Consider the following 21,590-nt stretch of genomic DNA (forward strand, 5'->3'; position numbering starts at 1 on the left):
CTTTATGAAGGTTCAGCAAATAGACACGACAAGGCCGTAAAAAAGCGCTGTTGGGACAGGTTATGCGCCTTTTCGCTTCATTTTCTAACAAAAAATCCTACAAGAAACGCGGTTAATTAAACGTTCAAAATAAAAACGGCTTTATTCCTGTTTATTTGTGAATATACTGGACCCCATTAAATGATCATTTTTCAATTGTCATGGAGTACTTAATGGAGTTCAAAAGTAAAATAGGACCTATCACGGCGGTTGTTGTCACCTCGGCCGTGGTGGCTTGGATGTTTTTAGGAGGAAATGGCATTACCGTCAGTCCACATCAAAACAGTACGCAAGAAGTCACTTCGTCAACTTCAACTTCAACTTCAACTTCAACTTCAACTTCAACTTCAACTTCAACAGAGAGCAAAGCCGCTTACCCGGTTCAAGCGCAAACACTAACCGCACGAACCATTGAAATGCATTTACCACTCAGTGGAAGCACATTAGTTAATGACACGCTAACATTAACTAACAGCTATCAAGGTCGCATTACTCGGTTATTTGTAGAAAAAGGGGGAATGGTGAAAAAGGGAGAGGCGATATTAACAATCGATACGCGCACACTGACCTTACAGATCCGCCAAGCCACTCTTCTAATTAAGCAAAAGCAGCTTGAACTAGACGGGATCAAGAAATTAAATGCTAACAACTTAACGTCTAAAGTGAATTTGGCGCAGGCTGAAACGGATTTAGCGTCAGCCCAAGCGACGGCGCGCGCTCTGCAAGTCGATTTAGAAAATGCCACGTTAACCGCGCCTTTTTCAGGGATTCTAAACACTCTGGACGTTCAAGAAGGTCAAGTGCTATCGGTTGGGGCTTCAGTCGGCGTATTGGTCTCAATTAATCCGATAAAAATAAGCGTCAACGTGCCTCAAAATAAAATCCAACACATCACTTTGGGCACTCAAGGTAACATTCGCCTGGAGTCAGGCAAAAAAGCAGAAGGCTTTGTGTCCTATATCAGCGCCACCGCAAACCCAACCAGCAGAACCATTCGTGTCGAAATGCTGGTGGACAACCCAGACAATACAATACTGGCGGGACTCACGGCCGCGGTGGACTTTTTACTTGATGAACAACGTGCCCACGCTTTTTCTCCCGCTTTACTCACGCTGGATGACGCAGGCAATACCGCCATTAAAATCCTAGACTTGGACAACAAAGTCGTCGTAACGCCGGTTGACATCATTAAATCTGAACGCGAGCAAGTTTGGGCGCGGGGCTTACCAGATAATGTAAACATCATTACGGTAGGGCAAGGCTTTGTTACAGCTGGTGACAAAGTTGACGCCCACTATCAACATTAAGGAGGCTTTATAATGCAAACATTAATTGAGGCTGCCTTAGCTCGCTCACGAACGGTAATGATGTTTTTTGTACTTATTTTAATCATGGGCACTGTGTCCTACATTGAAATTGCCAAAGAAAATGACCCTGACATTACGATCCCCATGGCGTATGTCTCGGTTTCGTTAGAAGGCATCTCACCTGAAGACGCCGACAGCTTACTTGTTCACCCATTGGAAAAAGAACTTAAAGGCCTTGACGGTTTAAAAGAACTTAAATCAACAGCATCCGAAGGCCATGCTTCTATAATGCTCGAGTTTCTATCTGGGATAGACATTGATCAAGCCATCAGCGACACCAAAGACAAGGTCGATAGAGCAAAAGGTGAACTGCCTTCTGATGCGGATGAACCAACGGTCACAGAAATCAATTTATCGACGTTTCCAGTGTTGCGTGTCAATTTGTCAGGCAACGTTGATTTTGCGACACTCAGCCGCACAGCCAAAAACCTTCAAGACGACATTGAAGCTGTTGACGGCGTTTTAGAAGCCAAAATAAGCGGCGATCGTGATCAACAAGCACAGATCATCATTCGTCCGGAACAGCTTGAGTCTTACAACTTATCCCTGGCTGATGTGGCCAATTTTGTGTCGGGTAATAACCGCCTAGTGGCAGCGGGAAATCTTGATACTGGTGCTGGACGCTTTTCCCTCAAGGTACCGGGTCTGCTAAAAACCAAGGAAGACATTCTGAATCTTCCAGTAAAAGCGGATGGTGACCAAGTCGTATTACTCAAAGACATCGCTACCGGCGAACTTACCTTTGAAGACGCCAACAGCTACGCCCGCGTTGAAGGCAAACGCAGCATTACCTTAGCGGTATCAAAACGGGTGGGGGCTAACATCATCAATACCATTCAAGCCGTAAAAGTCGTCGTCGAAAACGAAAGTCAACAGTGGCAAGGTGGCGTCGAATACAATTTGACGGGAGACAAATCCACAGACATAGAGACCTCCCTTAATGATCTTTTTAACAATGTGTTAACGGCAACCTTGTTAGTCATGATTGTAATTGTTTGGGCGTTAGGCATTCGCAGCGCATTTTTAGTTGGACTGGCCATTCCTGGGGCGTTTTTAGCGGGCATCTTAATTCTCGACTTGCAAGGTTACACCATTAACATGGTGGTACTGTTTGCGCTGATCTTAAGTGTCGGCATGCTGGTAGACGGCGCCATAGTGGTGACGGAATACGCAGACCGAAGATTGGCCGAAGGCGCTTCAAAAACACAAGCGTACAGTGAAGCGGCGAAACGCATGGCGTGGCCAATCACAGCATCCACCGCAACAACATTGGCCGTATTCATGCCTTTGTTGTTTTGGCCAGATATTGTCGGTGAATTTATGCAATTCATGCCCATCACCATTATAGCAACACTGTCTTCTTCCCTAGTCATGGCACTCATTGTACTGCCAACGATTGGTTCCATTATTGGCAAAAAAGGTGCCTACAGCAACAAGACCATGCACGCGTTACGTCTCTCCGAAACAGGGAATTTGCACGAGCTCACTGGCTTAACAGGCCTTTACGGCAAAGCGCTGACTCGACTGGTAGAAAGCCCCATTTGGGTGTTACTTTTCACAATTGCTTTATTGATTAGCGTTTTTGTTGGCTATGGAAAATTTGGCAAAGGCGTTGAATTCTTTCCCAATATTGAACCCGAGTCAGCAAATTTGGATATTCGTGCCCGAGGAGACCTATCTCTGGCCGAAAAAGATGCTCTCGTTAGGCAAGTTGAACAGCAACTTCTTGGCACAAGAGAGCTTAAGAGTGTGGTAGCTACGTCTTACGCGGCACCCGGAAACAATGCCGCACCAGACAGCATTGGCTCCATCAGTATGGAATTTATTGATTGGTATCAACGCGACACGGCGAGCGTCATTTTAGATCGCATTCGTGATAAGACCAAACAAATTCCTGGCATTGAAGTCAGTGCCGAAAAAGAACAAGGAGGACCTCAATCCGGTGCCGATATTCAGTTGCAGCTTAGTTCAAGCTATTCTCAAGCCCTGAACATCGCTGCGGATGAAATCAGCAAGCAACTGCTATTAAGAGAAGAGATCATTACGGTCAGCGACGACAGATCCCTTGCTGGCATTGAATGGCGTATCGACATCAATCGTGAGGAAGCCAGCCGCTATGGCGTTGATGTTAATAGCTTGGGTAATGCCATCAAGCTCGTGACAACCGGTATCACATTAAGTGATTTTTTACCTGAAGGAGCCGATGATAAAATCGATATCGTTTTGCGCTATCCGGTAAATCAACGCAACTTGGATCAACTTGATCAGTTACAGATTCCGACCAATCAGGGCAGCATTCCTGCGAGTAACTTTATTAATCGCTATGCAGCACCGAAACAAGGAGTCATCAATCGCACCGACGGTAAAAAAACCATCAAAATCGAAGCTGATGTAAAAGATGGCCTCGTTGTGGACGAAGTAATTAAGGCCATTAAAGTCAAACTTGATGCCGCCGGCATTGATAAAACCGTTAGCTATGAGTTCAGAGGCAACACGGAAGAGCAGCAAAAATCCATGATGTTTCTAATGAAAGCGTTTGGTGTGGCGTTTTTCATCATGGCGATTATTTTGGTTACTCAATTTAATAACTTCTTCCAATGCCTATTAATCTTAAGCGCGGTTATTTTCTCTACCATGGGCGTACTGATTGGGTTGATGGCTAAGGGTCAGCCATTCGGTATTGTTATGAGTGGTGTTGGGGTGATTGCGTTAGCGGGCATTGTGGTGAACAACAACATTGTTCTAATCGATACGTTTAACGGCTTACGCCAGCAAGGTATGTTAGTTCGCGAAGCGGCGATACGGACCGGAGTACAAAGATTGAGACCTGTAATGCTCACCACAATCACGACGATTCTCGGCTTGGTGCCCATGGTATTTCAATTTAACATTGATATCATCCATCAGACCTTCAGTATCGGTGCCCCTTCTGCACAATGGTGGACGCAACTGTCTACCGCCATTGCCGGTGGATTGACCTTTGCCACACCGCTCACTCTTATTTTAACACCCTGCCTATTAGTCCTAGGGCATCGAAAAAAGGAACGTAACCAACAAGCCCTAGAAGAAGCTGCCAACTTGGATGCAAACACCAAATTACATTCTGAGAATCATTTAAATTCAGATACCAATTTGAGTATTGAAAACGCCCATTAAAAAGTGCGTTAATGCCTGATCATTAATTTATACGGAAAGAGACCAGACAAAAAAAAGGGAGCCGATGCGAAAACAGCTCCCTTTTTTGTCTTTTATTTATATTTACATAAATGCGTTATCAGTTACGGTATGGTCCGTTGAGTCTTTCACGGCTGTGAGGCCCGGCACCTTCTCCATTAGCGTCTTTTCAACGCCCTCTTTAAGCGTCAAATCCACAGCGCTGCAACCTTGACACCCCCCGCCAAATTTCAACACAGCTACTTGACCATCAATCACTTCGAGCAAACTTACTTCACCGCCATGAGCCGCCAATCCTGGGTTAATATCAGAATAGAGCACATAATTGATCTGATCTTCTATCGGGCTGTCAGAAGTAACCTTAGGCATTTTAGCGTTAGGCGCCTTAATCGTTAACTGCCCTCCCATTTTCTCTGTCGCATAATCCACAAATGCTTCATCAAGAAAATTGATCGAATTCTTTTCGATATAGACTTTTAATTTAGGCAGATTCAAAATCTCATCTGCTTCATTTACTTCATCAGGTCGGCAATACGCCAGACATGTTTCTGCGTGCGGCGTTCCTGGCTGCTGAATAAAAATTCGTACTGCAATTCCCTCAACATCTTGTTTTTCAAGCAAAGAAGAAAGGTATTCTTGGGCACTATCCGTAATTGTAATGTTCATAACAACCCTTTTCTCAATCTATATAACGGTCAATAACGCCATATTACCGCAGAAAAACAGCAAAGCCAAAGACCAAGTAAAAAAGTAGGGTATTTTTCCTTTATCTTTTTGTGAGGGTGTATAAAGCAGAATTTTAAATAAGCCTTATTAGAAAAAACGCTAAAGATATAGATAAATATTCATTTTTAGAATAAAGGATTTTTGATATCATTAAAAAACTTAACTTTATCAACCACGGTTTATTCCACTATGTATCAATACGACGCCATTGACCAACAGCTTGTTGAAGAGCGTGTAGCACAATTTCGCGATCAAACACGCCGCTACCTTAACAAAGAGTTAAGCGAGCAAGAGTTCTTACCATTGCGTTTACAAAATGGCCTTTATGTCCAACGCTATGCACCAATGCTTCGTATCGCTATTCCTTACGGCATGCTCACAAGCACCCAACTTCGCACCCTAGCGGATATCAGTTGCCGCTATGACAAAGCTTATGGGCATTTTAGTACACGCCAAAACTTGCAACTCAACTGGCCCAAACTTGAAGACGTTCCTGATATTTTAGCCGAATTGGCAACAGTACAAATGCACGCTGTACAAACGAGCGGTAACTGCATTCGTAACACAACAACCGATCAGTACGCCGGCGTTATCGCAGACGAAGTCGTTGATCCTCGCCCCTACTGCGAGCTTATTCGCCAATGGTCAACCTTTCACCCAGAATTCGCTTTCTTGCCACGCAAATTTAAAATTGCCGTCAATGCTACCGATTCGGCTGATCGTGCTGCGACGCAAGTTCACGATATTGGCCTACACATCAAAAAAGACGCTGACGGCGAGATTGGCTTTAAGGTAATTGTCGGTGGCGGTCTTGGTCGCACACCAATGGTCGGTGTAACTATTAGCGAATTTGTTCCTCGCGCTGACCTACTCACTTATTTAGACGCCATTATTCGTGTTTACAACCAACATGGACGTCGTGACAACAAATACAAAGCACGCATCAAGATACTCGTGAAAGCGCTTGGCATTGAAGAGTTTCGTCTTCGTGTTGATGCGGAGTGGGCGCACTTACGCGGGAATGAAAGCACCGTTCCGATGAGTGAATTTGATCGTCTAGTCCATTTTTTCCATGACCCATCCTACGATACCTTGACCAACCAACCAGAAGCCTTAACGACTAAACTTGCTCAAAGTGCAGGGTTCGCGCGCTGGTACGAGCGCAATACTTTTGTACATAAAAAAGCAGGCTACCGCATTGTTACGCTGACGCTGAAAAAAGCAGGCCAAGCGCCTGGCGATGCGACCGCGGAACAAATGCAAAAAGCCGCCGATCTTGCGGATACTTACAGCTTTGGTGAACTGCGTGTTAGTCATGAGCAAAACCTGGTTTTGGCTGATGTACGTCAAGATAAACTTGCCGAATTATGGGACGCCGCTAAAGAAGCGGGCTTTGCCACTCCTACACTTGGCTTGCTAACGGACATGATTTGCTGCCCCGGTGGCGACTTCTGCGCACTCGCCAATGCTAAGTCCATCCCGATCGCAGCACAAATTCAAGACACCTTCAGCGATTTAGATTATTTGTATGACCTTGGGAATATTGATCTCAATATCTCTGGCTGCATGAATGCTTGTGGTCACCACCATGTTGGTAACATTGGCATACTAGGTGTTGATAAAAAAGGCGAAGAGTTCTACCAAATATCAATTGGTGGTGCATCTGGCCATGATGCCAGTATTGGCAAGATCCTTGGCCCCTCCTTTGCACAAGAGGAGATTAGCCAAGTCATCCAGAAACTTATGACTGTTTATGTTGAGAATCGCGCTGAAGAAGAGCGCTTTATTGATACTTATCGCCGCGTTGGCATCACACCATTTAAAGAGGCCGCTTATGCCAAAGCTAATTAAGAACGGTGAAATAATCGACAATACTTTTACTTGGCATCAGGATGCTGAACAAGCTGTCACAAAAAATGCCATTATTTCTGCAAAACAATGGCTCAGTGAAGAATACGCTTCGAATAGTGTTGCTGGAATTTGGCTAGATGCTGGAGACGGCGTTGAATGCCTTGATAGCGTGGATTTAAACCAGTTTGACGTTATTGGCATACACTTCCCAGCTTTCGCTGATGGTCGTGGCTTTAGCTATGCAAGACTATTAAGGGAAAGACGTCAATATGATGGTGAAATCAGAGCTCTAGGGCATTTCATTCCCGACCAGCTTGGTTATTTATTACGTGTTGGCTTTACGAGCTTCCAGTTCAATGACAATGTCAATTTGGAAAAGGCGCTTGAGCTTCACAAACCCTTTTCGATTGCTTACCAAGGCGATGTTTCTGATCCTAGACCAATTTTTTTGCGAAGATAGAAAGATCATCTGACCCAAAACTTTATAAAAGGCCATTCGTATGGCCTTTTTCTATTGCGTATTGAACGCCTCATGATTATCGTATTAAACAGAATAAAGTGATCTATTGCTGAAGGAATCAAAGGTGTCTAAAAAACGTATCATTAGCCTAATTGTTGGCACACTACTTTGCACGACGGCGCATTCTGCGACCGTATACATATCAGACATCCAGTTTGTTGCCATTCGAGAAGGACAAGACAACAGCACAAGAGCAGTCGAACGAGGCCTCAAAAGCGGCACCCCATTACAATTAATAGAACAAAGTGATGGCTACACCAAAGTAAGAACACCCAGTGGCAATGAAGGCTGGGTCGCCGATTATTTTTTAAGTGAAGACATGGTCAGCAGAGACCAAATTCTAAACTTACAGAGCCGGTTAGAGCAAAGCGTTGAAGACAGAGACAGTATCGCTGACGTGTTAACGACAACACAACAAACTGTGCAAGAACTAAATAATACAAACGCCTCGATGTCAGAGGAAAATGACGCACTAAAACAACAACTTGAAGAAGCCAGCGAGCTAACAAAACGCGCTCAAATAATTGTTTCTCAGAACAGTGATGTCTCTTATCAGATTGAAAGCCTCAAACAGCAAGCTATGAATGCGACGGCACAACTAAACGCACTCCAAAACACCACAGAACAAAAATGGTTTATGATTGGCGTAGCAACATTATTGGGTGGGCTTTTTCTTGGTATATCTCTGCCCTTGATGCGTCGAAAGAAAAATAACACTGGATCTTGGTCTTAACAAAAAAAAGGAAAAAATGACATGGAAGCATCAATAGTACACTCCTTCTTTCTTATTTTTGCAGGAGCCGCTGTTGTTGCGTCCATCGCTCTTTATACCAAACAGCCCATGATTATCGCCTATATTGCATTAGGCGTTTTGTTTGGCCCATCGGTGCTGTCGCTCATAGACGAACCAAAGCTCATGGACGAAATGAGCCATATTGGCATCATTTTCTTGTTGTTTTTACTTGGCCTAGACATGCAGCCAAGCCATCTTATCAACATGTTAAAAAAAGCGTCATGGATCGCCCTACTCAGCTCTGTGATTTTTGCTTTTCTGGGCTACACGATTGCTATTGCTTGCGGCTACACCAACACTGAAAGCTTCATCATTGGCATTGCCATGATGTTTTCCAGCACCATTGTGTGTATAAAACTGCTACCTACAACGGCACTTCATCACAAGCATACCGGTGAACTAGTTGTCGGGCTGTTACTGCTGCAAGACATCATCGCGATCGCCGTACTCCTAGTGCTTTACAGCCTTTCAGGAACAAGTAGTAACGGCGTCATGCAGTTTATAAAGCCACTTATTAGCCTTCCGCTATTAATATTTGGCGCTTTTATTTTTGTAAAATACGTTTTATTAAAATTAATTACTCGATTTGATCGCTTTCACGAATACATCTTTCTTGTTTCGATTGGCTGGTGTTTGTCAATGGCCGTTTTTGCAGAAACCGCTGGGCTGTCTGCTGAGATGGGCGCTTTCATTGCAGGCATCACTTTAGCCACAAGCCCAATATCGCAGTACATTGCAACTAACTTAAAGCCATTAAGAGACTTTTTTCTGATTTTATTTTTCTTCACAATAGGTGCAAGCTTTGATTTATCCTTGCTTGGATTAGTTATTGCCCCTGCTCTTATATTGGCAATCAGTTCTATTTTGATTAAACCCGTGGTATTCCGGTATTTACTTAAAGGAATCAAGGAGGACGCCAGCACTTCATGGGAAGTCGGTTTTCGTTTAGGTCAAGTCAGCGAATTTTCCCTGTTAATTGCCTATTTGGCGGCCAATATAGGCCTAATAGGCACAGAAGCGTCCCACGTCATTCAAGCAACTGCTATTTTAACTTTTGCTTTATCCACTTACATTGTGATTTTAAACTTTCCTAACCCCATCGCCATTTCTGATAAATTGCGTCGAGACTGACAGTCAACGCTGTTTTTATGAAACATAAAAGAAAGAGGAAGTGCATTTACAAAATGCTTTTCTCTTTCCCCTTTCTTTGAACCCATAAAATATAATAGAATAGCGCGAAATACTTGGCTATAAACGTAAAAAGTCTTGTATACTAACGCGCAAATTTCGTCCTAACTTATTTAGAGTAATGTAATGGCTGACTTATCAAAATACAGAAACATCGGTATTTTTGCTCACGTTGACGCGGGCAAAACCACCACCACAGAACGTATTCTTAAACTTACCGGTATGATCCACAAAATCGGTGAAGTACATGAGGGTGAATCAACGACTGACTTCATGGAACAAGAAGCGGAGCGCGGAATTACCATCCAATCTGCGGCTGTAAGTTGTTTTTGGAAAGATCACCGTTTTAACGTTATCGACACACCTGGACACGTTGACTTCACTGTAGAAGTATACCGTTCACTAAAAGTTCTTGATGGCGGTATCGGTGTATTCTGTGGATCTGGTGGTGTTGAACCACAATCAGAAACCAACTGGCGCTACGCAAACGATTCTGAAGTTTCACGCTTGATCTTCGTAAATAAATTGGATCGTTTAGGTGCGAGTTTCTACCGTGTTACTGAGCAAGTTCAAAAAGTACTGGGTGCCACACCACTTATCATGGTACTTCCAATCGGTACTGAAGATGAATTCTGCGGTGTTGTAGATCTGCTAAGTCGTAAAGCTTACATCTGGGATGATTCTGGCCAACCAGAAAATTACAGTGTTGAAGATGTTCCAGCTGACATGGTTGATCAAGTAGAAGAATACCGTGAAAAGCTTCTTGAGTTAGCGGTTGAGCAAGACGACGACGTGATGATGGCTTATATGGATGGCGAAGAGCCTTCTATGGAAGACATCAAACGCTGTATCCGTACTGGTACTCGTGATCTTGCATTCTTCCCGACTTACTGTGGTTCTGCCTTCAAAAACAAAGGCATGCAATTACTTCTTGATGCTGTTATTGATTACCTACCCAACCCAACGGATGTTGTACCTCAAGATCTTACTGATGAAGAAGGTAATCCTAACGGTCAAAAAGCCATCGTTTCTGCTGATGAACCTTTCCGAGCTCTAGCGTTCAAAATCATGGATGACCGTTTCGGTGCCTTAACTTTCGTACGCGTTTACTCGGGTAAACTGAACAAAGGTGACACCATTCTAAACAGCTTCACGGGCAAAACTGAACGTGTAGGCCGCATGGTAGAAATGCAAGCAAACGATCGTAATGAGATCAGCTCTGCACAAGCGGGTGATATCATTGCCATTGTCGGCATGAAAAACGTACAGACTGGACACACTCTTTGTGATCCTAAACATGAATGTACGCTTGAAGCCATGGTGTTCCCTGAGCCAGTAATCTCTATTTCTGTTACACCAAAAGATAAAGGTGGTAACGAGAAAATGGGTATTGCGATCGGCAAAATGGTGGCAGAAGATCCAACGTTCCGAGTTGAAACAGACATTGATTCCGGCGAAACTATCCTTCGCGGAATGGGTGAACTTCACCTTGACATCAAAGTTGATATCCTAAAACGTACTTATGGTGTTGATCTAGTTGTTGGTCAACCACAGGTTGCTTACCGTGAGACCATTACTAAAGCGATTGAAGATACCTACACACACAAGAAACAGTCTGGTGGTTCTGGTCAGTTCGGTAAAATCGACTACCGTATTAAACCTGCTGAGGTAGGTACTGGCTTTAAGTTCACTTCCTCTGTTGTAGGTGGTAACGTACCAAAAGAGTTCTTCCCAGCGGTTGAAAAAGGCTTTAAGTCTATGATGAACGAAGGCGTTCTAGCTGGCTTCCCAGTACTAGACGTTGAAGTTGAATTGTATGATGGTGGCTTCCACGCGGTTGACTCCTCTGCGATTGCTTTCGAGATCGCGGCGAAAGGCGCTTTCCGTCAATCCGTTCCTAAAGCAGGCCCTCAGCTAATTGAACCTATCATGAAAGTGGATGTGTTCACGCCTGATGATCATGTGGGTGATGTTATCGGTGATCTTAACCGTCGTCGCGGCATGATCAAAGACCAAGAGAAAGGCTTAACTGGTGTTCGCATCAAAGCTGACGTACCGCTTTCTGAAATGTTTGGTTACATCAGTACTCTTCGTACGATGACTTCAGGTCGTGGTCAGTTCTCTATGGAGTTCTCTCACTACCTACCATGCCCTTCAAACGTAGCTGAAACTGTGATCGCTGCTGTTAAAGAGAAAAAAGAACGTGAGCGTAAAGATAAATAATTAATCGCTTACTTTTGTTCTAAAAAACCCGATACACATTGTGTATCGGGTTTTTTATTAACCGAGGTAAACGAAACGCTTACCTTGCCTCACCCTTTAGCTTGCAGACACAAAAAAAGCGCCGTAGCACTTTTTAAGTTCATAGGCAATAAAGAGGCTAACGCTAAAATGGCACAGGATAGTCTTTAAAAACTCCCATCACATCAACTAGAGCCGCCTCAGATAAAGTCATGTCAAACGCTGCTATATCCTCTTTCAACTGATCCAAAGAGGTGGCACCAATGATTGTAGAGCTAACACCATCTACCTGATTACACCATGCCAACGCTAACTGTGCCGGAGTCATACCATACTTATTAGCAACCTCCAGGTATCGCTTCACAGCCTTATCAACAAGTGGTGTATCACGAAAAATGCCATTGCGCTGAGAATACGTCCAACGGCTTCCTTCTGGGCGTGCGCCATCTAAATACTTTCCTGTTAACGCACCCGCTGCTAATGCTGACCACGGTAGATAAGCAATGTCTTCATGCACGCAATTTTCAATCAAATAAGGCCAATCTTTTGCATGCAGTAAGCTAAACTCATTTTGAATGGACGCAACTCGAGGCAAATTGTGCTGATCGCTAAGTCGAAGAAACTCATTGATCCCCCATGTTGTGTCATCAGATAAACCAAAATGACGTATCTTACCGGCTTTAATACAAGCGTCTAAACCTTTCAGAATATCCAACATCTGATCGGACTGATCTTTGCGATCTAATGACGTAAAGCGAATAGCACCAGGAAAATGCTTAGCAAAGTGCGGTGTCGAGCGATTAGGCCAGTGAAGCTGATAAAGGTCGATGTAGTCTGTTTTTAAGCGCTTTAGAGAGGCATCAACCGCATCAACAACTGTCTTCCCAGAAATATTACTTCCACCGCGGACATACTTTAGACCAGGACCCGCTATCTTTGTCGCAAGAATAAACTCTTCGCGCCGCTCAGGATGACGAGACAGCCAATCACCAATGATGGTTTCTGTTTTACCGTAAGATTCGGCATTCGGTGGAATAGAATACATTTCTGCGGTATCAATAAAATTAATGCCATGCTCTAAAGCATATTCAATTTGAGCATCCGCATCCGCTTGAGTATTTTGAGTTCCCCATGTCATTGTGCCTAAGCACACGCGAGAAACGTCTAGACCCGTTCGACCCAGTGGTACATATTTCATTTTTTATCCTCAAAATAAACGGCTGCATAGAAACAGATAAAGCAGTGCATCATAGACACAACCGAAAACATTCATACTTGCTATTTTTACCGATACTGAAGCACTATTCTGCTAACAACAGGAATTCGTAGCGCTTATCAGTGAGAGTCTTTAAGAACGCAACAATGGCATCTACTCTTCGTTCTGTTAGAGCAGGCCCTATTTGTAGCGTTGTTAAATCAATATTATCAGCCACTTCAGGAACATTCCAAATGTTGCCAGTCTCTGGGTTTGTCGTGCGCTTGGGATTGTTGTATTTATCATAAAAAAGCACAACCGTACGCAAATCTTGGAACACACCATTGTGCATATACGGGCCTGTCACCGCCACATTGCGCAAAGAAGGCACTTTGAACTTACCCGCTTGCTTTCGATCATCAACCAAAGGGTTTTCAAACAAACCAAGGTCTGTTTTATGACCATTCAATGCAATTAAATTCGGATTTCCAGGCACACCAATATTGCGATATTCGTAATTAGTAAAGGTTTCTTGGCTATTTAACGGTGAAGAGCTTACTTGGTGGCACGCATTACAGTTCGTAAATTGTTGAGAGAAAAACAAGGTTTTACCCAACTCTTCTTCGGGCGATAGCTTCACTTCCCCACGAAGGGAACGATCGTACTTAGAGTCAAACGGCATAAACAGGGCGGTTTTTTCAAAAGTGCCGATCGCATCAGCAATCGCGGTATAGCCCTTGTCTGCTTGGCTTAAAACCCCTTCACCGTAAAGTGAGTTGAAAACCTCTTGATATCGGGCGTTTTCTTTCACTCTTTCAACCACTGACGCACCGCTTGGTAGCGCCATTTCAACAGCATTAATAAAAGGCCCTTTCGCCTGCTCAGTCAAACTCGTAGCACGTCCATCTAAAAACTGACCACCACGATATTCGCCATTTGGCATTTGATGAAAAGCAGGAGAAAAAGCCGCATAAGCTGCGGACGGTGTATTCCGGTTTCCCATTGAACGCATGTCGCTGCCTAATGAAACAGCGCCAAACATCGTTCCCTCACGCTTATCAACGAATCCATTGGCAATATCATGACACGTACCACAAGACTGATTGCGTTCTTTTGATAAATTGACATCAAAAAACAATTGCGCCCCCAGAAGAGCCTTAGGGTCATTAAAAGCAACCGGGAGCTCAGCTGATACATCAGCCGCCTTGATTTGCTTAACCGTTTGCTTAGGTTCACTACAGGCCACCAGCAACAAACAAATAGCAGAACAAAAAACAGAAGCACGCATCATTTTGACTTTAACCATTCAAAAATATTAATTCTGCTCTGGCAATGTTACATTTAACTCAAGCACTGAGCAGTCATCGGTATTGTCGAGCTGTATATGAACATCTTCACTGCCAATATTGACGTACTTACGAATCACATCAATAATTTCTTGCTGCATTTGCGGTAAGTAATCAGGTTGGTGACGCTTAGTGCGTTCATGGGCTACGATTATTTGCAATCTATCCTTCGCTACAGAGGCGGAACTGGGTACATTTTTAGTCTTAAAATAATCAAAAATTCCCACTTTAACCTCCTAACAAACGTTTAATAAAACTTTTTTTCTGAACGTCTAAAAAGCGTAAAGGACGCTCCTCACCCATCAAACGATCAACCGCATCCATATAAGCCATGCCAGCCTCAGAAGCCGTATCAAGAATCACCGGCGTCCCTTGATTAGACGCTTTTAGAACCGCTTCTGATTCAGGAATCACACCGATAAGCGGAATAGCTAAAATATCTTCAACATCCGATACGCTCAACATTTCACCCAACGCCACGCGTCCAGGGTGATAACGGGTCAGCAAAAGATGCTCTTCAATGGGCTCTCGCCCTTCTTCAGCACGCTTAGATTTACTTTGAAGAATCCCTAAAATACGGTCAGAGTCACGCACAGAAGAAACTTCTGGGTTGGTCACAACGATCGCCGCGTCAGCGAAATACAAGGCCATTTGAGCGCCTTTTTCAATCCCAGCTGGCGAATCACAAATAATGTAATCAAAGTCTTCTGCCAAATCGTTCAGAACTTGCTGAACCCCCTCAACACTTAACGCATCTTTGTCGCGAGTTTGAGAAGCTGGCAATATAAACAAACCTGGCGTACGTTTGTCTTTGATCAACGCCTGCGACAAGGTTGCTTCTTTATTAATGACATTAACAAAATCGTAGACGACTCGTCGCTCACAACCCATGATCAAATCAAGGTTACGCAAACCCACATCAAAATCGATAATAACCGTTTTATGACCCTTCAGTGCGATACCTGTTCCTATGGCTGCACTGGAGGTTGTCTTGCCGACGCCGCCCTTGCCTGAGGTGACTACTATAATTTTAGCCAATTCTAACTCCCCCGATACACTCTGATAGAGTTTATCCAATTATAAAATGAAAAATGTACGTTAAATCGGTGCAATTTCTAAGCTGTCTTCAGCCAAAAACACTTGCGCGCCTTCTTTCCAAACCACTTTTTGAAGTGCATCCATTAGCATAAAATTACCGGCAATTGACACTAACTCCGCCTCCAGACTGCGACAAAAAATACGTGCCTCCGTATTCCCTTTCACGCCTGCAAGGGCTCGCCCTCTGAGGGCGCCGTACACATGGATATTACCGTCAGCTAACACTTCAGCTCCCGCACTTACTTGAGCAAGAATAATTAAATCCCCCTCTGCATAGACCTGCTGACCCGATCGAATCGGCTTAGTGATCACTTTGGTGACTTGTGGCACAAGGCGCTCTTCAACAACCGTTTTAACCACTACATCAGGGCTAATCTCTGCCTTCACATTAGCCGATGGTGCGATGGCCCTCGCTTTACTCGCTGGCAACAAAGGGAGTAAAGCAGAGGCTTTCCATGCAGGGAAGTTATCAGGATCGCAACGCCAACCAATAACCCCCAACCCCAACTCACTGACCGAGCGGACAAGGGTTTCAAATTGCTCAAGAGTAATGCCACGCTTCATTTTTGAAAGATCAATAATGATCGGCGCCTGGTTAAAAAAATACGGCACTTGCTCAATCTTCAATTTTAAATGATACACAATATCCTCTAAAGAAAAGGACTGAATCTCGAGTAAAATGGTTGTAACAACGCTTCCTTTAAGCTGGAAGCCTGAGTCTGTCATGCAAACTGTCCTTTATTTGACCTTTAATGATTCTAAATAGAATCCAACTATGGTGAATTTACGACCTTCACTTCAATATTGCTAAATGACATCAACACACAGGCACATAGATAAAACGACCCCGCCAATGTCATGAAATTTATTTATAAACACAAGGCACTAAGAATAACGTAAAACATCCAATAATGAACGAAAGAATACGTGGCATTATACTTAAACCCTTGCAATATGATGGAGTTAACGCCATTTCTCTCAACACCTTACTAACTTTCTATCTGCCTAGCGCTTAATTTAATGACACCAAGAACTCAGCACCAAGACGACTCACACCCAAACCACTTTGCTTGGTTAACTTTATCTGCACCGGAATACGCTCTTTCAGCGCACTAATATGACTGATAATCCCGATGGTTTTACCGGAAGAATGCAAATTATCCAACGCGTCCAGCGCGGATTCCAGCGTTTCGCTGTCTAACGTACCAAAGCCTTCGTCTAAAAATAGAGAATCAATGCTGGTTTTATGAGACACCAAGTCTGACAACGCCAACGCCAACGCCAAACTAACAAGGAAAGATTCACCGCCTGAGAGGGTTTTCGTATCTCGTGATACATCCGCCTGCCAAGTGTCTACTACCAACAACGACAACACTTCTTCATTGCGCATTAACTGATAACGACGATGCAAAATACCCAAATGCTGGTTGGCTAAATACACCAAATGATCCAGCGTGAGACTTTGTGCAAAACGACGGAACTTCGCACCGTCTGCCGACCCAATCAAATGATTCAAACGACCTAAATGAATCAGTTCATCTCGTATTCTATTCAATTCCTCTACTGACGCTTTGGCTTGCTCTCGCCGTTGATGTTCTTCCCGTATTTTCTGTGAAACCTCGCCCAGCTGTCGATTTAACTGCTGTCGTTGAACCTCAAACGTCTCGACCAAAGCCACCAGCTCATCGAGCGAATCACTCCCCAACAAACCAATGCCAATCAACTCGTTCGTCGGTTTTTGGTTTCTATGGTCAAGCAAAGCGTCTTCCGCCTGCATTAGCAGAGCCGCTTGTCGAGTCATCGTGTCCTTCAAGGCGACAGACATCTCTTTCAGAGTAGCCAGATCAGTGTCTGTCAAACACGTCCGTTGCCAGGCGCTTTCGTCACTAAAACCTTTTTCTTTCAGCACAACTTGCCAAGCAGAGTCCGCCGACTCCCACTCTTTACGCAACGCCGCTAAGGATTTTTCAAGAGCTTTTAACGTCGCTGATAACGTCGTCAATGCTTCCTGTATGCGCTCTCGTTCTTTCAACGCCGTTTCATAATCTATTCGTTTTCCTGCCAATGCGGCTTGCGCATCGGATCGTACGTCCGACAAGGATTTTCCAGCCAGTTTATCAAACAATGCCGCGTCAATTTTATCCCATTCATCACGTAACGTATTTGCCTTTAGCGTGACTTCATTCACTTGAGCCTCGCCTTCTTTCAACCACTCTTCTAGCACCGAAATTTCATAACCAAGCTGTTCAATTTGCTTCACATGCGCATCATGATTCACTTTCGCGTCTCGCCATAATTGCAAGGACATTTGCAATGCAGACAAGGACTCCGTCAGCGGTGACGCCAGATAACGCTCAGGCACACCAGACGCGCTCATAGAAGCCATCAGCGCCTGCTCAATACGGTCTTTCTCAATGGTTATTTTTTGATATTCCGACTGCTTTGATGCCAGCGTTTGACGAAGTGAGCGCCCCTGAAACTCCAGTTGCTGAAGTTCTTGCACCATCTGCTGCATTTGCGTGTTGGCGCTGGTGAATTCTTGCTCCAACGCAGTTCGCTGCTGGTGCTTTTCCAACACCGCTTGATTGAGTTCAAGCACGCCCTGCCACGCTTGCTGAATGTCGGACACACAAGAAGACATTCTAGCCGCGTCAAACACTTTCAGCGGTTCGCTTCCACTCACATTTGTTAAAGACATCAAATCATTTAACATCGACAACAATTCGCTCTCTGTGGTCGAGCATTCTTTTATCAACGCGTCTCGCTGATCGTGGCGCATTTCCTGTTCGCGTTCGACAACCTTTTGATCGGCTTTGAGTGCTTGCCCGGCTTGCACCAATGCATCCAGTTCAGATTGCAATTGCTGCAACCGCGTTTGATTTTCGACATTCACCGCTTGATGCAACGCTTGGTCAAGGTCGTGTTCATGGGAGCCACACAAAGGACAAGCATCATGCTCGCCCAATGATTGCCGTAATTCGTTCAACGACACAATATGTCGCTCAGCGTCCACCAACTTGGCCAGATCCATGCAATGCGCATGTTTCTCTTTGTAGGTTTGTCTTTGCTGTATTAACTGCTCGCCTTGCTTACTAAGCTGAGCCACTAATGCCTGAATGGCATCATCAATCTGCTGAACTTGTTGGTGTTTACCTTGATACGACTCATAGCGCTGTACTAGCTCAGCGGCTTTTTGCTGCCTGCCTTCCAAGCCCCGAAAATGATCTTGCCATTCATTCAAATCGCGCCCAGACGACAGGGAATGAAACGCGTCAACAACCAATTTCACTTGTTGCTCAAGCGCCGCTGCATGACGAGTTTGCGCTTCTAATGCCACTTTGCTCGCCGCAAAGGTATTCAGCGCAGAATCAAGCGCCACTTGCGCAGACGACACCTCCGTGGCGATGCGAGTCAACGCTTGATCTTGAGTCTGAATAGACGATTGTTGATATTGCCAATTCGACAGCTGTGCTTCTATTTGCTCTGGCGCTTGCCACTCAGCCAAACGCGGCTGATTGTTTTCGCAAGCCAATGTGCTTTCGTGGTGTTTTTGCTTCTGCTGAGCTAACGCATTCACACTTTCGAGGTGCTTTTGCTCAATCGTACTACGTCGATGATTGATCTCTGTAAGTTGCTCATTGACGCTCTCTCGACGAGAAACCAACGGCTGAATACTGTTCGCAATGTCTTCGTTAAGCGCGTCCCATAGTTGGGTTTGCGTTTCAAATGCCTGCTTGACGTTCTCGGTATGAAGATCAAGCTGTTGAATCACCTTACTTTGCTCAAGCTGTTCCTGTGAGGCGCCTGACTGTTCACGCTCAAGGTCTGACTTTCGGCGCTGAATGTCTTTCAAACTTTCATACTGAGGACGAAGCGTATTCGCAACACCCGCCTTTTCTAATGCGTCTTGCTTTGGTTTGAAATCCGCCAACGCCGCGATCGCATTCTCATTGTGTTGCTGGCTTGTCACTAACTGCTTAACAAGGTTCGATTCTGTCTGTCGCCACTCAAGATTTGTCTTATGTTGCTTTAGATTGTCAGATAGGGTTTTGTCTTCTGCCGCTAAGCTGGTTTCTTGTTCAATAAGCGCTTGCAGTGCATCTTCGCTCATCAGTTGACGTTGTGCATTAACCGCTTCCAACTGCGCAATTTTTTGGCGTTCTGTTTTGTGCTTTTCAAACACCCATTTAGACACTTGTCCGTAAATTTCTGTGCCCGTTAACTCTTCCAGTAATTCCGCTCGGTCATTGGCGGAAGCATTCAAAAAAGCCGAAAAACCCCCTTGAGCGAGCAACATGGACTTGGTAAAGCGTGAAAAATCCAACCCGGTAATTTCAGCAATTTTATCGATTTTTTCGTTAATTTTAGTGGTGATAATAGTGCCGTCTAGCTCACACAACTCGCACGTCATTGGTTGCAATTTACCATCACTGTTTCCACGCGCACGACGTTGCCCCCAAAACGCTCGATAGCCTTTGCCTTTTATTTCGAACTCAACCTCCGCCAAGCACTCTGCTGTATGGCGTGTCATTAACTCATTCTGACTCGGCGAGACTTTGAGCCTTGGTGTTTCGTGGTACAGAGCCAAACAGATCGCATCCAATAACGTGGATTTACCCGCGCCCGTTGGACCGACAATGGCAAAGACACCTGCATCGTCAAACGGCGCTTTGGTGAAATCAATTTCCCATTCACCTTTTAAGGAATTGATGTTTTTCAGTCGAAGCTTACAAATTTTCATACTTGCTTCTCCTGGCTGTCTTCCATCTCGATCAAACAGTGATTAAATAAATTGGTTAAGATCACGCTTTCTTCTTCGTCAATGTCTGCGTTGCCTTGTAAGCTTTTTTCAAACACCTCTTTCACGGTCAATTCAGACAAGGTTTGACGCGATTCAAACGCCGCCTTTTTTGTGTCCACGGCGCTTTTTCGCATGACTCGAAGCAACTCGATAGACTTGCCTTCTATAGCTTCGACCAATCGTTTATGGACGTCACTTAAGTATTCGTCCGCAATCACCGTGACTTCTAACCAAAGCATCGTGCCGTCAATAATTGCTAATTTGTCTATCTGCTTCAATACGTCTTTAAGGTTGCCTTTTAGACTTTGCATAGGTTGAAAAGTTGGAATCGTATGAAGCTGAATCGGCTCTTGTTTCTCGTCAAAAAGATCCATCGCGGGCCCTTGTTCAGCAAACGCTTCCGTATCAATAACAACCAAGGATTTCTCTCGACCCAACTCATCAAAACTCAATGGAATCGGTGAACCGCTGTAGCGAAAATGACCATCTTTGGTAATCGCCTGCGCACGGTGAATGTGCCCAAGTGCAAGGTAATCAAATTTAGGGAAAACCGACGTTGGCAAGGCTTCAAGCGTACCAACATAAAGATCACGCACCGACTCGCTCACTTGCCCGCCCATTGCGGTTAAATGACCGGTTCCAATAATCGGCACAGGTTGTTTGAGGCTTTTATTGTTCTCGCAGGCAAGTTCATACACCTGCTGATAAAAAACGCCAATGTGCTGCAATAACCCCAGCTTTTTATCTTGCTCAGACTGACCAGAAATGCTTTTCATAACGTCTTTTGGTCGTAAATACGGCACCGCACAAACCCAAGCCGCTACTTCACCACTTTTATCTTTTAGCGCAATCACGTGAGACGCTAAGTCTTCAAGGTTTGCCTGACTCGACACTTGCGTATCTAGGTAAGAAAGCAGGCTCTTTGATTCATTCAGCATGCTCACTGAATCATGATTACCCGCCACAATGACCAACTGACATTGACGCGCTTTCATGTCTAATACCAACTGATGGTACATTTCACGCGCATAACTTGGCGGTGATCCTGTATCAAACATATCACCCGCAATAATCACCGCATCAATCGATTCGCTGTCCACCAGCGCCAACAACCAATCAATCAATGCCTTATGTTCATCTCGGCGGGATTTTCCCATAAAGTGTTGACCGAGATGCCAATCAGAAGTGTGAAGAATTTTCATTAATAAAATCCAATAAATACAAAGCACAAAGCCAAAAAAGGTCTAATAA

Annotated in this window: 15 protein-coding genes; 7 read left to right on the forward strand and 8 right to left on the reverse strand. The window is 44.4% G+C overall.

From position 1 onward, the window contains the following. Positions 1-212 precede the first annotated feature (212 nt). Entirely contained in the window at positions 213-1,346 is a 1,134-nt protein-coding gene (locus FXV75_RS08785) for an efflux RND transporter periplasmic adaptor subunit (protein ID WP_148832598.1), read from the forward strand. Positions 1,347-1,358: 12 nt separating this feature from the next. Then, entirely contained in the window at positions 1,359-4,562 is a 3,204-nt protein-coding gene (locus FXV75_RS08790) for an efflux RND transporter permease subunit (RefSeq protein ID WP_262368504.1), read from the forward strand. Positions 4,563-4,664: 102 nt separating this feature from the next. On the opposite strand, the gene nfuA is transcribed toward FXV75_RS08790, so the two are convergent. Further along, positions 4,665-5,246: a Fe-S biogenesis protein NfuA gene (gene nfuA, locus FXV75_RS08795; RefSeq protein WP_148832601.1), complete on the reverse strand. Its 582-nt coding sequence runs from the start codon at positions 5,244-5,246 to the stop codon at positions 4,665-4,667. Positions 5,247-5,495: 249 nt separating this feature from the next. Here nfuA and FXV75_RS08800 point away from each other — a divergent pair, with 249 nt between their 5' ends. The 5 genes from FXV75_RS08800 to fusA all read left to right on the forward strand — a co-directional run bounded on the left by FXV75_RS08800 (position 5,496) and on the right by fusA (position 11,881). Then, on the forward strand, positions 5,496-7,157 hold the full coding sequence (locus FXV75_RS08800; protein WP_148835304.1) for a nitrite/sulfite reductase: 1,662 nt from the start codon (positions 5,496-5,498) through the stop codon (positions 7,155-7,157). Continuing rightward, a complete protein-coding gene (locus FXV75_RS08805; protein WP_148832603.1) occupies positions 7,141-7,617 on the forward strand; it encodes a DUF934 domain-containing protein in 477 nt (158 codons plus the stop codon). The genes FXV75_RS08800 and FXV75_RS08805 overlap by 17 nt, the downstream gene beginning before the upstream one ends. A 124-nt stretch (positions 7,618-7,741) precedes the next feature. Beyond that, positions 7,742-8,410, forward strand: a complete 669-nt coding sequence (locus tag FXV75_RS08810; protein ID WP_148832605.1) for a TIGR04211 family SH3 domain-containing protein — start codon at positions 7,742-7,744, stop codon at positions 8,408-8,410. 21 nt (positions 8,411-8,431) lie between these two features. Further along, positions 8,432-9,601, forward strand: a complete 1,170-nt coding sequence (locus FXV75_RS08815) for a cation:proton antiporter (protein WP_148832607.1) — start codon at positions 8,432-8,434, stop codon at positions 9,599-9,601. Positions 9,602-9,784: 183 nt separating this feature from the next. After that, positions 9,785-11,881: an elongation factor G gene (gene fusA / locus FXV75_RS08820; RefSeq protein ID WP_148832609.1), complete on the forward strand. Its 2,097-nt coding sequence runs from the start codon at positions 9,785-9,787 to the stop codon at positions 11,879-11,881. 163 nt (positions 11,882-12,044) lie between these two features. On the opposite strand, the gene FXV75_RS08825 is transcribed toward fusA, so the two are convergent. From FXV75_RS08825 to sbcD, 7 genes are all read right to left on the reverse strand, one after another. Next, a complete protein-coding gene (locus FXV75_RS08825; RefSeq protein WP_148832611.1) occupies positions 12,045-13,097 on the reverse strand; it encodes an aldo/keto reductase in 1,053 nt (350 codons plus the stop codon). A gap of 103 nt (positions 13,098-13,200) precedes the next feature. Beyond that, positions 13,201-14,385, reverse strand: a complete 1,185-nt coding sequence (locus tag FXV75_RS08830; RefSeq protein ID WP_148832613.1) for a cytochrome-c peroxidase — start codon at positions 14,383-14,385, stop codon at positions 13,201-13,203. Positions 14,386-14,409: 24 nt separating this feature from the next. Continuing rightward, positions 14,410-14,667, reverse strand: a complete 258-nt coding sequence (gene minE, locus FXV75_RS08835) for a cell division topological specificity factor MinE (protein WP_148832615.1) — start codon at positions 14,665-14,667, stop codon at positions 14,410-14,412. A 1-nt stretch (position 14,668) separates the two neighbouring features. Beyond that, complete coding sequence (minD, locus tag FXV75_RS08840) at positions 14,669-15,478, reverse strand: septum site-determining protein MinD (RefSeq protein WP_148832616.1); 810 nt, start codon at positions 15,476-15,478, stop codon at positions 14,669-14,671. Positions 15,479-15,538: 60 nt separating this feature from the next. Beyond that, positions 15,539-16,264: a septum site-determining protein MinC gene (gene minC, locus FXV75_RS08845; RefSeq protein WP_148832618.1), complete on the reverse strand. Its 726-nt coding sequence runs from the start codon at positions 16,262-16,264 to the stop codon at positions 15,539-15,541. Positions 16,265-16,550: 286 nt separating this feature from the next. Next, positions 16,551-20,279 carry an AAA family ATPase gene (locus FXV75_RS08850; protein WP_148832620.1) on the reverse strand — a complete coding sequence of 1,243 codons (3,729 nt, stop codon included), beginning with the start codon at positions 20,277-20,279 and terminating at the stop codon, positions 16,551-16,553. Continuing rightward, entirely contained in the window at positions 20,276-21,541 is a 1,266-nt protein-coding gene (gene sbcD, locus FXV75_RS08855) for an exonuclease subunit SbcD (protein WP_148832622.1), read from the reverse strand. The genes FXV75_RS08850 and sbcD overlap by 4 nt, the downstream gene beginning before the upstream one ends. Between the last annotated feature and the right edge of the window lie 49 nt (positions 21,542-21,590).

It is taken from the genome of Marinomonas sp. IMCC 4694 (assembly GCF_008122525.1).
In the GTDB taxonomy this organism is placed as follows: Bacteria; Pseudomonadota; Gammaproteobacteria; order Pseudomonadales; family Marinomonadaceae; genus Marinomonas.